The sequence below is a fragment of the Ercella succinigenes genome (assembly GCF_900002895.1).
The window spans coordinates 159,937-172,722 of sequence record NZ_CDHP01000008.1 but is presented as its reverse complement, the minus strand read 5'-3'; the positions used below and the strand labels follow the sequence as shown (position 1 = coordinate 172,722).

Sequence of the window (12,786 nt, the reverse complement as noted above, 5' to 3'; positions counted from 1 at the left end):
CCTAAACTCCAGCTATCATTGTTTTAATGCATATCTTTTTACAGAAGCTTCAAAAACATTAAATATACCTGAAACAGGAGCCTGCGGCTTTCCTACAGTTACCTCAACAGAACAAATAATCTTAAATTGATTTATAATCTGATCTGCAATATATCCGGCAAGTCTTTCTATTAAATCAAAACTTTTACATGAAACTATAGCTTTTATCAGCTCATACACCTCGGCATAATTTACAGTCTCAGAAAGTTCATCTGTTTTTGAAGCTTTGTTATTCTGAAGTTCCATTGTAACATCAACAACAAATCTCTGCCCAATTTTTTTCTCTTCTTCCATTACCCCTGTATAGCCGTAAAATTGTAAGCCTTTTAATCTGACAATATCTGGTTTACCATCGTGAATGTGAGATGATTTGTCTGACACTGAAGCAAATATGGCATCGCAAATTTTAACTGTCTGCATTGCAACAGATGCATTATGAACTCTAACAGCTGCAGCGCCTTCAGCAATACTTACAGAAACAACTGCGGCGGTTCCGATATCCCTCTCCTGTACAGGAAGATTCAAAATATCGCCAATAAACCTTTTTCTGGACGGTGCTATTAATAAAGGCAGATTAAATTTTTGCAATTTGGATAAATTGCGCACTAATGCCAAAGACTCTTCACCTGAAATCCCAAAACCTATTCCAGGGTCAAGCATTATCTGTTCTAAATCAATTCCTGATTTAACAGCCTTTTCTATACTAGCTTGGAAAACAGCCTCAACAGAATCACCCAAAGACATTTTTTCATAAAAAATTGCTTCAACAGGATTCATTCTCCAAGCAGAATCAAACATTTTTGCTGCAGGATGGTTATGTCTGTAAATGACGGCATTATGCATCAATATCAATCCTGCTTTGTACTTACTGACTACATCAGCCAGCTTATCATCAGCCCATAAACCATAGATATCATTTATTATAGCGGCTCCATTTTCTAACACTGCTTCAGCCACTTCATGTTTCCATGTATCGACAGAAATGGGGATTTCACTATATTTACCCGATATGTATTTAACAAGAGGCAAAACACGTTTCAATTCTTCTTCTATGCTTATTAAACGACTTCCAGGTCTGGACGATTCGCCACCAATATCAATAATATCAACACCTTCGGCAATTAGTGCATCGGCTTGTGCCGCTGCACTTGAAAAATCAAAATAATCGCCACCATCAGAAAAGGAATCTGGTGTTATATTCAAAATTCCGATTACAAGTGTTTTTTCCCCCCAATTTATTCTATGCTTACCAGCTTTAAAAACAGGCATAACTGCTCACACCCTTCGAATCAGAGCCAAAGCTTCTGAACGTGATCTGGCATCTTTTTTACACAGTCCTCGCAAAGAAGATGTCACAGTAATGGAACCAGGTTTTTTAATGCCGCGCATTGTCATACATAAATGCTCTGCTTCGACAACAACCGCAACACCTAATGGCTCTACAGCTTTAACTATAGTATCTGCAATCTGTGAAGTTAATCTCTCCTGCAGCTGTGGCTTTCTGGACATCATATCGACAATTCTGGCAATTTTGCTAAGGCCAAGAATTCGCCCTCCGTCGGGAATATAAACAACATGAGCTTTGCCAATAAATGGCAGGAGATGATGCTCACACATTGAATAAAATGGTATATCTCCAACCAGAATCATTTCATCATGATCTGCTTCATTAAAAACTTTTATACTATCTTCAACATCTTCATGTAAGCCTGCAAATATTTCTCGATACATACGGCCAACACGCTCTGGTGTTTCTTTTAGTCCCTCTCTGTCAGGATCCTCACCAATAGCCTGCAGAATATCTCTGACTGCCCTTTCGATCTTCTGAGTATCTACAGAAGATTTATGCGTGTGCTGGGGCAAAATATCATTATTCATAGCAATCCGCCACCTTAAATCTTACTCTCATTTCCAAACAAATAAATTTACATTTATCTGTTTGTCTCTTTTTGCATTTTCCTTCTATACGCCATAGGAGTCATTCCTATATGCTTTCTGAATGCAGCATTAAATCTCTGAGGACTTGAAAACCCTACTTTAGAAGCAACACCACTCACTTTTATATCTTGTTGTTCAAGAAGCTTACAGGCATGATCAACCCTGACTTGCATTAGAAAAGCCATTGGACTTATTCCTGTTTCATCTCTGAAAGCCCTTGTAAAATATCCCTGACTAAGAAAAACATAAGAAGCAGCCTCAGCTACAGAGATGTCCCTATCATGATTCCTTATAATATAGTCTCTCGCTATTCTTACCAATTCCCTTGCTTTGCCCGTCCTTACTCTAAGGCTTTCTTCCCATTCTTCACGCAAACCCCTAGCTAAAGCTACAAGAAGCTCCATTGCCAGAAGCTGCATCATTAATTCACCACCATAGGAATCCTGACGATTCTCTTTCAAAATTCTTTCAACAAGGGTAGCTATATCCTGACGACTTTTACCTCTGATAAGAAGATAAGGATCTTTTTGTCTGTCATCCTGATCAGACTGCTCATCTTTACCACTGGCAAAGTTTATAAATTGCTCAAGCGTTTCCGGTGCAATATCCCTCAAAGAAGAAGGCATGTTAGCCGGATCTGAAAAACGTTTTGAAAAACCAAAATAAAGAACAACCATATCTGCGAAACTATCTTTAACATCAATGGTATGAGCCATATGAGGCCTAATGACCAAGGTAGCACCCTTCTCTAAGGTCATCTTTCTACCCTCAATTTCAAAAACAGCCTTACCGCTTCTCATATATGTTAGCTCATGATAGTTATGTCTGCTCGGGCTCGACAAAACCGATCCCTTTTCAAAGGATCTTTCTATTCCCTTGAATACCACAGGAATTGAACCTGTGGAATCCAGTATTCCTCGTTCAACAGCTGGCAAAAGATTCTCAAACATTAAAATCACCTGCTCTCCATAATAACAGAAAAGCAGGTTTATGTGAATGTATACAGATTTTAAACTAATAAATTTAATAATTTACTTATTCGCAGACAACACTTAATCTAACATCTCGATAAACCATGCCTTCTGCAAGAATTTTTGCCTGTTCCCTATTAAGAGATAATGAAATCATTGGGGTACTTATTTCTTTTTGATAATAGTAATCTGTTGTTGAAAGTTGTTTTGTTATAACCGCAGCTATTTCTATATTTTCAAGACTGATAATTTTATCTTCAGTCTTTGGATCTCTGGAAATCAAGTCAATATCTACTTTGTTACCGGCAGCCAGCCAAAAGCCATTCGCCAGATCAGGAGAAAGTGCTATTGTCATTAGTCTACTATCCGGATCCTGTAGAGCATATGAAATACCTGAAGGTTTTGTTGTCAGTCTGGATTTGTATAATATTTCTCCTTGATGTAAATCGACCGCTGCAATTTTTCCTATCGCTTCTTCCTCGTCTGTACAGAAATCCCCCGTCGCAAGCTCTTCAGAAATTTCAATAACACTCAGGTATTCTTTTTCAATAATACTTCCGGAAGAAACATTTTGAGAAACTATAATTATTGATACTATGTTCTTTTCAGCAGAAACAGGTCTGCATACCCATATAGCACCTATAATCACCACAGCAAGGAATACAGAAAGGCAAATCTGCTTTTTTCTTGTCAAATATATCAACTCCTTCTAATTAATTTCTATATAAGGAACATCTCTTAAAGCCTTCAAAGACATAACATAAGTGTGGGAAAGCTTATATTTTTCACTGCCCTGTAAAGTTAAATGCATTATAATTCTGGGGGTGTGTAAATATACGTTTTCATTTGAATAATACAAATCAATATATTCGATATCAATTTGCTCAATACTGAAATTCGAAAAAGAATTCAAATTCAAATTTTGTACTGCAGTTTGCGTTAGAATTTCTCTAACAGCAATTTCATCAATTTTTATTTCTACATGTTCCTTATTATCGGAAATATAAACCTCCTGAAAACCATGCCATGCTTGAGGTAAAACAATTTGCAAAACATGTCTCGCCCTGCTTATTTTATTATTTGCAGAACTCAATTTGATAATGCCTGCAGCAAATGGCAGTAAAATCATTACAAAAATAAATATAATAATGAGCCAGAGAGCTATGGATCCTTTTGAATTTTTGATTTTTTTCAGCCTTGCCTTAGCCAATTATTTCACCTCCTGAATTCCTGGATTTAAGTACAAATTCATAAGTCATTTCAATAGATAAAATCTCCAAAAGCAGATATTTATTGATTCTGTAGCCATCTGTTTCAGCTTTAATGTAAAAATGCATCTCCTCTCCATATGGATAATTAAAAGGTATATCAGCCTCAGTTATATGAAATCCATTAGAACTAAGTATTTCATCCATAGTGATAACTGCATCAAAATCCATGCCACCAGTTGCATCCATATCCATAGCAAAACCATGGCAAATCCTTTCAAATTGCAACTGTTTAATAAAAGGAATACCAAACAGGACAAATTGAACAGACATAATCACGATAATTATAGAACTCATGATAGCTATAATAACTTTATCCATATCATTCACATTCAGGTTGAAAAAATACCTGCTGCCATATCAGTCCACCACTCCGAAAGTTTATCCATTATTAGAGTCGCAAAACTCTTTAATCCCGGAATGATAACCACGGCCGCCACAATAATGCCTGCAGCTAATCCTATAACCTCATTGATGCCAAACCCTTTGCGATTTAAGATCATTTTACCGATTCTTTTGTTAAAACCCATTGTCACCTTCCAATAAAACTCATTAAAAATTTTTTTCATTTCTACTTCTCCCTTTCTTATATTGCTTTTTTATGTTATACAGCTTTTGCCGTTACAACCACTTAAACCCAAATACTATTGAGAGCCTGAATCATTTCTTGTATAACCGGAAATACCATAACGATAATTACTGGAATAGATGAACAAATCAGACTAAATAATAACAAGTTCTTCACTTTATTATTCTGTGCTTTTATATGTGATATATATCTGGAAAAAAGCAAAGATTCCATTTGTGAAAAAGCTTTTCCTGCTACACCTGTTTCAAGGCATTGTTTTAAATGATTGCCAAACAACTCAGTCTCTCTACTCTCAAAGCTCAAGCTTATCTCAATAATAGCTTTGTCTATATCACCAGTTAATTTGTAGACTGCAGACATTTTTTCAAGTTCAGGCTTAACGGTGGCATCATTTACTGCCGCCGGTAAATAAGCAATGATATCACTAAGTATTAAACCTGTATCTAATTGCATATTAATAAACCTGTATATCTTATATAAAGTAGCATCAAATAATTTTTTTCGTTTTTTTATTCTGCCGGCAATTATATAATTCATAAAACATATCAAAGCTATTGCAGTTGCTATTGATCTTTGCAAGTCTACTCCACCAAGATATAAAAAAAAGGAATTCAGAAGAACCAAAACATAAAATAAGGAGATCATTAAGTACTGTCTTTTTTTATAAAAACCAGCTTTGATAAAAACTTTTGTAATTTTTTCTGAACAATTTTGATATCTCGCGAAAAAAATGTTTTTGTGAAAATCCTGGAGAGAAAAAATTTTAGTTTGCAACAGTCTTGGACTGATCCTGCAAAATACGGAGGGGATGAGATGGTAAATTATTATTGCTGCCAATATCCATAAAACGATAAAAACAATTAACAAAAACAACACTCCCTTTAATATAACTTCAAAAGCTTATTTTTTTAACGGCTTTGCAGAAAAGAAATATGCCTAGGAGATATCCAGAAGCCGAAATCGTTAAGAGAAACAATCCGATACTTTGCTCCAAAAAAGTCTGAAAAATATGTTGGTTAAAAATCATTCTTCCAAAAAATATAGCAGGTGAAATAATTAAACCTATAAAAACTACTTTAAAATCAGATTTGTTTAGAATTTTTCTTTGTTCACATACTTCTTCTAATTGAAAAAACTGATATTCAAGATTTTCTAACAGAAGGGGTAAATTACCTCTTTTTTTTATATTTGTTCTTAAAGCAATAATTAGATCCTGAAAATTTTCCTGATCGGATATTTTTGCAAAATCAGATAATGCAGCATCAATTGACATGCCGCCTTTTGTTCTTATCAGCAGTGTTTTTATTTCTTCTTTTAACCAACCATCCAAACTTGAAAATAGAGATTGTTCAAAAGCAAATAATATATCAGCTTTAACCTGACACCATCTATTAAGACTGCTTGTTAAGATCAGAACCTGCTGTCTCCTCAATTTCTTTTTACCAAATAATTGAATGCTCATATAAACCACTTTCTTTCACATAATTAGTTACTTCAATAACTCTTTGTATTGCAAAATCATTCAAAAATATAACAATATCTAAGCTCTTTGCAAGCATATTTCTCAGAATTTCGTTAGGCTCACTTACCGTACAGCCTCTGGCAAGTGAAACAACTCTATCGAGAGCCTCCTCAGCACTCACGGCATGAACTGTAGCAAGACATCTATGTCCCGAATATGCAGCTCTGATAAATTCATATGCTTCATCGCCAACTATTTCACCTATACAATATGTATCCAATGACATTGTCAGACCGTCTCTTATCAAATCCCTGAGGCTTACCGGTTTGCCGCCTTCATTTTTTTGTTTTATCCTATGACAAAGACAACAGCTTTTTTCTGGATATATTTCTGAATCACTTTCCGCTATAAGAATTCGTTCAAGTGGATCCATCGAATTAATGATCGCTCTTAGTAATGTGGTTTTGCCGGAACCACCTCTACCACATATCAGAATACTTTTATCTGTTTTTGCAAGTGCTTCCAGAACAGGAATCAGATCCAGACTGAACATGCCTGTTTTTTGCAAGTCTTTGATTGTTGGTGATTTCACAGAATGCTTTCTAATACTTAGACATGAGAAATTTAGACTTCTTGGCGGAACAGTTACATTTATTCTCAATCTGTTTTTAAAATCAGTTACTCTGCAATGACTGTCATTTTCATTTATAAGACCGCCTTGTCTTATTATGATCAGGCGACAAAAGATTTCGTAACTGTTTGCACTGTCAAAATTTATGCTTACTCTGGATCTGATTCCATGCTTTTTTATAGTTATATCGTATGGACTTATTGCATCAATATCACTTATATCCGGATCATCAATTAAAAACTGAAGAGGACCATAACCAAACAGAGAATCAAACACCTGCTTTTTTATTTGCTGTCTGTAATATCCTGCTCTAATACTTTGTTCTTCTGCATATTGGATAATCAAGTCATGTAAAACAGATTCACTAATCTGTCCAGTTGTAGTTTGGGCAACAATCTGAGGATTATCTGACAGAATTCTTGAGCAAACACTTGATACAAGTTCGCTTAGCTGATTCCCATTTATATTTTCCTTGCTTTTTGTACGCTGAATATGCTTTTTATCGGGATTAGCGCTATATTTTGCAATCTTCTCAGCCAGCAATGCATGGGATTGAATAATAGCCATAATACTACCTGCTTTCAATTTTAATATTAATTTTTTTTAGAATGTCCTTGTACTCAGCTTTATTTTTTCTGCTAATAACAGAAGCATATGGCTTAGAAGAATTTTTCCGACTTCTGCGCATTGAATTGTATGTAACAAAACCTAAAATTCTATTTTGACAAAGCTCCTTTATAATGCCTCTACTCAAATCCAAAGAACTGTTATAATCGAAAATCACAAAATTTACTTTTGCTGCATCTATAAGCTGGCGAAATTTCAAAAAATTCAGAGTCCTTCCCTGTGCACGTATTGAATCAGTTTGTCCATCAACTGCAACAATAATAAGATCTGACAAAGATAATGAAATACAGGAAAGTTCGTCATACACCAAAGAATTAACTAGAATAATTATGTAATTGTAACTCGACCTAGCAACTGTGAGCAGATCATAAAATGATTTCAGCTGCTCTTTTTCAAATGGTTCAAATCTGCCCGAAGGAGCAAGCAGAAAAAGATTATCTATGATTGTTTCCTGAGAAAGATTTTCCAATTGATTTGTAGACAACTGTTTTTTTTCTACTGCATTCAAAGCTGTGTCCAGATAATTTGCCACTATTGGTTTTATATTGTCTTTATTTATTTTTTTGAACCCTAAAAGAATATCTGCTCTTGTATCAAGCCAGTCGGCATCAATCAAAAGAACCTTGTTATTCTGGCAACTAATTGATGCCGCAAGTTCGCAAGCAAGTTCAGCAGACTGCCATACGCAGATTACCTGATTTTTGTGATTAGCAATCTGATCAGATAATTGCTCTTCTTTATTGGCAAAATACTTTCTCAACAAAAATGCCGCTTCATCTGGTTGAGGTCTTGAACTTGAATCAGAGTTCAAGCATTTTAGAATAAGATCAGAAATACTATCAGGAAAAAGTTTAGTTATTTCTTCTGCTGTTTTTTCTTTAAACAACTCTACATCTAAAACAGATAATTTGCAGGCTAAGGTCAAACCTAGAGAATATACATCACTTCTTGAATTCGGTTTATTGCATAGAAGTTCTGGTGCTGCATAGGCAGGAGTATAACTATTATCAACTTCTCCCAGAATTTCTTTGTGTTCGCTTGTTTTACTAAAAAAAGCAGCTCCAAAATCTATTAATACTGGCTCATTTTCTCTTATAACTATATTCTCCGGCTTTATATCCAGATGCCATATTTCTTTTTCAAACATGTTTTGCAAATAAACCAAAAGCTCAAACAGTTTTATGAATATTAAAATTAAGTTATCGTTGCTTATGCCTGATTTTTTTTCATTCAAACAAACCCCTTCAATGTAGTCAAAGATGTAGCAAACCTCACCTATAGCAGGCAAAAAAACCTTGCCATAGCAATGAGGAATTCCACGATGATATATCTCTCTTAACTTTTCAGCAACTGAACTATCAATAAACGAATCAGTAGATTTTGCAACATATAAAGGAATATCTGCTTCTGGATATATTATCCATGACTGATTTTTACCACCTATCGCTATAAAGCATTCCTGATTTAATTCAGCTATACTCTGACAAATATTACGATCAGCCTTTTGCATTTTTCCCCTTTCCGCTTTGCAGCATAAAAAAATTAGAATTACTATGTATTAAAATATGTATTTAGCATACAAAAAACAGATGTCCACAAGGACATCTGTTCTTCGACAAAACAAGACATTTTTAGTCAAAAAATTACAAAAAAGATTTAAAATGATTTATCAGTTGATAAAATTTATATAACTAATAAAATCAGGCGCTTTTTTCTTCTTTCAAAATAAGGAGAGGGCTTGATTTTTTCAAAACACTTTCCTTGGTTATTGTGCAGGATTCAACATCATCTCTTGATGGTATATCAAACATTATATCAAGCATGATTTCTTCCAAAATAGCTCTAAGGCCTCTGGCTCCTGTCTTTCTGTCCAATGCCTGGCTGGCTATTTCATCGATGGCTGCATCATCAAAAATCAAATCAACACCATCAAACTCAAACAGCTTTTGATACTGTTTTACAAGAGCATTTCTAGGTTCTTTGAGTATCCTTACAAGAGACTCTTTATTTAATCCTTCCAAAGAAACTATAACCGGAACTCTTCCTATAAATTCAGGTATAAGACCATATTTCAAGAGATCCTGCGGCATAATTTTACTAAGAATGTCTACAGACTCTTTTTCCTGTTTAGTTTCAATCTTAGCACCAAAACCAATAGACTTTTTGCCTGTTCGGTCCTGGATAATTTTATCCATACCGTCAAACGCACCTCCGCAAATAAAAAGAATATTAGTTGTATCTATTTGAATAAATTCTTGATGCGGATGTTTTCTTCCACCTTGAGGAGGAACATTAGCTACAGTACTTTCAAGTATTTTGAGCAAAGCCTGCTGTACACCTTCACCACTTACATCACGCGTAATTGAAGGGTTATCGGACTTTCTGGTTATTTTATCTATTTCATCGATATATATTATGCCTCTTTGAGCTTTTTCAATATCAAAATCTGCATTTTGAATAAGTTTAAGTAAGATATTTTCAACATCTTCACCAACATATCCGGCTTCTGTCAGAGCGGTTGCATCTGCAATTGCAAAAGGCACATCAAGAATTCTTGCCAGGGTCTGTGCAAGTAAAGTCTTTCCGCTTCCTGTAGGCCCTAAAAGCATAATATTACTTTTTGCAAGTTCCACATCTTCCAGAACACTTTTATCTTCAGTCTGAGATTTGTTTTCTTCCGAGTTTTTTTTCGCATTTTTTTTATTCCCTGTTTCAATCTGTTTACTATTTTGCGAATAAACCCTTTTATAGTGATTATAAACAGCTACTGACAATGCTTTTTTTGCCCTATCCTGACCTATTACATACTGATCAAGGGCTTCTTTTATTTTCAGTGGAGACATTAATTCTGTAAAAGCAGGATATTCTTTTGCTTCAGCTTCCAGAGCGTCTAATTCTTCATCAAGAATCTCTTCACATAACTGAACGCATTCATTGCAAATAAACACACCAGGACCGGCAATTAATCTACTAACCTGCCCTTCGGATTTTCCGCAAAAAGAACAGGCAACAGGAGTATATATATCCTGTGATGATCCATTACCTTTTTTGCTTCCACCGCGCGGCGGTTGTCCGCCACCTTTTCCTTTGTTTCCACTATCTGACATTTTATTAAGCCCTCTTCTCCATAATATGATCTATAATACCATAATCTTTTGCCTGCTCAGCATCCATCCATCTGTCTCTTTCTGTATCAAGTGCTATTTTTTCAATCGGCTGATTACAACGCTCAGCCAAAATAGTATTCAATCTTTTTTTCATTTTAAGAATATGTTCCGCAGCTATGTGTATATCTGTAGCTTGTCCTTGTGCACCACCAGAAGGCTGATGGATCATTACTTCCGCATTCGGGAGAGCAAATCTCTTACCAGGAGTCCCCGCAGCAAGAAGAAAAGCTCCCATACTTGCTGCCATACCCATACATATAGTCTGCACATCCGCTTTAATGTATTGCATAGTGTCATAAATCATGAGACCGGAAGTCACCTCTCCCCCTGGACTATTAATATATAACTGAATGTCTTTATCAGGATCCTCCGCCTCTAAAAACAGCAACTGTGCTGTTATAAGACTTGCAGTTACAGAGTTAACCTCATCACTTAAAATAATAATCCGCTCTTTAAGTAATCTTGAATAAATATCATAAGAGCGTTCTCCACGATTTGTTTGTTCAATAACAACAGGTACAAGACTCATTGTTTTTGTTCTCCTTCCATATGGCGATGGGGAACTTATAAAAGCTCCCCTACACTCATTTTTTTATTCATTTTAGCATACCTGTTTTACATTATCGATCTTTTTGTAATCAGTATGCATTTTTCGTTTCACTGGTTTCAATATTTTTTCTATAATCTGAAAAAATATTATTTTTCAGCCTTATCTGAAACATCTTCGTCTTCTTCTTTTTCTTCAGCTTCCGGAGGAGCTATTTTCACAGCTTCTGACTTTAGAAGTTCAACGGATTTTTGACGAATGACATTTTCTTTAACGAAATTACTGTCATCTCCAAGCATTCTTGACTTTAGATCCTCGGCCTTCATCTGATACATTGCAGCAAGTCTTTCGATCTCTGCTTCAATTTCTTCTTCGCTTGCTTCAATGTTTTCAACTTTTGCAACAGTTTCAATGACCAGACTCATCAATATTCTTTTCTGAGCAGAATCCCTCATCTGTTCTTTAAAAGTATCCATAGTTTGTCCGATATATCCAAGATATTGCTCTAGTTCTATACCTTGATAGCGCATTTGTTGGCTTTGTTCTTGTATCATCTGCTCAACTTCACGGTCTATCATCACTTCCGGAATATCAACAGTAGCATTAGCAGCAACTGCTTGTACTACATTATCTTCAAAAGTTCCGTCAGCTCTCTTTTGCGCATTATCCAGAAGTTTCTGACGCAGGCTTTCTTTATATTCCTGAAGAGTATCAAATTCACTCACATCTTTTGCAAATTCATCGTCAAGTTCAGGCAATTCCCTTACTTTGATTCCATTTATTTTAACTTTGAAAACAACGGCTTTACCTTTTAATTCTTCACTACCATAATCCTCAGGGAAAGTAACATCTATATCAAACTCATCATCAATTGATTTTCCAATTAATTGCTCTTCAAATCCCGGAATGAAAGTTTTTGATCCAATAGTAAGATCATAATCTGCACCTTTACCACCCTCGAAAGGAACACCATCAAGGAATCCTTCATAGTCAATATTAGCAATATCGCCATCTTCGACAGCTCTATCTTCTATGTTTATCTGGCGGGCATTACGTTCTTGAACACCCTTAAGGTCACGTTCAACATCTTCATCACTGACAGAAACTTCAGGCATTACTGCCTCTACACCTTTGTATGCTCCAAGAGTAACTTCAGGCTTTACTGTCACATCTACAGAAAACTTGAGTCCAACATCTTTACCAATCTCAATAATATCCATCTCTGGACGTGATACAGGTTCTATATCATGTTCCTCAAGTGCTGCTGTATAAGCAGGAGTTGCTGCAAAATCAATTGCATCATCATAAAGAATTCCTTCACCATAATATTTTGTCACAATTTGCATTGGAGCCTTCCCTTTACGGAATCCAGGCACATTGAAATTCTTGCGGTTTTTGGCAAATGCACGCTGTAAAGCGTCTGCAAAAGCTTCGGGGGTGACATCAATGGTCAAAGTAACCACATTTTTTTCTTTCTTCTCCATCACAGAAGCCATAATATATTCCTCCTAAAATGCACCTAAGTGCCAAATTGACAATAGCTACAA

General features: G+C 35.5%; 14 protein-coding genes. All 14 read right to left on the bottom strand.

The genetic code is table 11. From position 1 onward, the window contains the following. Positions 1-15 precede the first annotated feature (15 nt). On the bottom strand, positions 16-1,308 hold the full coding sequence (gene folP, locus AC0KSB_RS02680) for a dihydropteroate synthase (protein ID WP_472306459.1): 1,293 nt from the start codon (positions 1,306-1,308) through the stop codon (positions 16-18). A gap of 6 nt (positions 1,309-1,314) precedes the next feature. After that, the gene (folE, locus tag AC0KSB_RS02675) at positions 1,315-1,917 is read right to left on the bottom strand and encodes a GTP cyclohydrolase I FolE (protein WP_472306457.1); all 603 of its coding nucleotides are present in this window, start codon (positions 1,915-1,917) and stop codon (positions 1,315-1,317) included. A 53-nt stretch (positions 1,918-1,970) separates the two neighbouring features. Further along, entirely contained in the window at positions 1,971-2,927 is a 957-nt protein-coding gene (locus AC0KSB_RS02670) for a helix-turn-helix domain-containing protein (protein ID WP_472306455.1), read from the bottom strand. Positions 2,928-3,012: 85 nt separating this feature from the next. Then, positions 3,013-3,642: an SAF domain-containing protein gene (locus AC0KSB_RS02665; RefSeq protein WP_472306453.1), complete on the bottom strand. Its 630-nt coding sequence runs from the start codon at positions 3,640-3,642 to the stop codon at positions 3,013-3,015. A gap of 15 nt (positions 3,643-3,657) precedes the next feature. Then, positions 3,658-4,158 carry a hypothetical protein gene (locus AC0KSB_RS02660; RefSeq protein ID WP_472306451.1) on the bottom strand — a complete coding sequence of 167 codons (501 nt, stop codon included), beginning with the start codon at positions 4,156-4,158 and terminating at the stop codon, positions 3,658-3,660. After that, entirely contained in the window at positions 4,151-4,537 is a 387-nt protein-coding gene (locus AC0KSB_RS02655; RefSeq protein WP_472306449.1) for a hypothetical protein, read from the bottom strand. Before AC0KSB_RS02655 ends, AC0KSB_RS02660 begins: the two co-directional genes overlap by 8 nt. An 11-nt stretch (positions 4,538-4,548) precedes the next feature. After that, positions 4,549-4,785, bottom strand: a complete 237-nt coding sequence (locus tag AC0KSB_RS02650) for a hypothetical protein (RefSeq protein WP_472306447.1) — start codon at positions 4,783-4,785, stop codon at positions 4,549-4,551. Positions 4,786-4,847: 62 nt separating this feature from the next. After that, a complete protein-coding gene (locus tag AC0KSB_RS02645; protein WP_472306446.1) occupies positions 4,848-5,384 on the bottom strand; it encodes a hypothetical protein in 537 nt (178 codons plus the stop codon). A gap of 313 nt (positions 5,385-5,697) precedes the next feature. After that, the gene (locus AC0KSB_RS02640; protein WP_472306444.1) at positions 5,698-6,267 is read right to left on the bottom strand and encodes a type II secretion system F family protein; all 570 of its coding nucleotides are present in this window, start codon (positions 6,265-6,267) and stop codon (positions 5,698-5,700) included. Continuing rightward, complete coding sequence (locus tag AC0KSB_RS02635) at positions 6,245-7,465, bottom strand: ATPase, T2SS/T4P/T4SS family (protein WP_472306442.1); 1,221 nt, start codon at positions 7,463-7,465, stop codon at positions 6,245-6,247. Before AC0KSB_RS02635 ends, AC0KSB_RS02640 begins: the two co-directional genes overlap by 23 nt. A gap of 4 nt (positions 7,466-7,469) precedes the next feature. Next, the gene (locus tag AC0KSB_RS02630) at positions 7,470-9,035 is read right to left on the bottom strand and encodes a protein kinase domain-containing protein (RefSeq protein ID WP_472306440.1); all 1,566 of its coding nucleotides are present in this window, start codon (positions 9,033-9,035) and stop codon (positions 7,470-7,472) included. Between the two features lie 190 nt (positions 9,036-9,225). Then, positions 9,226-10,632 carry an ATP-dependent Clp protease ATP-binding subunit ClpX gene (gene clpX, locus AC0KSB_RS02625; protein WP_472306438.1) on the bottom strand — a complete coding sequence of 469 codons (1,407 nt, stop codon included), beginning with the start codon at positions 10,630-10,632 and terminating at the stop codon, positions 9,226-9,228. Positions 10,633-10,636: 4 nt separating this feature from the next. Continuing rightward, complete coding sequence (clpP, locus tag AC0KSB_RS02620; protein ID WP_472306436.1) at positions 10,637-11,221, bottom strand: ATP-dependent Clp endopeptidase proteolytic subunit ClpP; 585 nt, start codon at positions 11,219-11,221, stop codon at positions 10,637-10,639. A gap of 167 nt (positions 11,222-11,388) precedes the next feature. Next, positions 11,389-12,735, bottom strand: a complete 1,347-nt coding sequence (tig, locus tag AC0KSB_RS02615) for a trigger factor (RefSeq protein ID WP_472306434.1) — start codon at positions 12,733-12,735, stop codon at positions 11,389-11,391. Positions 12,736-12,786: the final 51 nt, after the last annotated feature.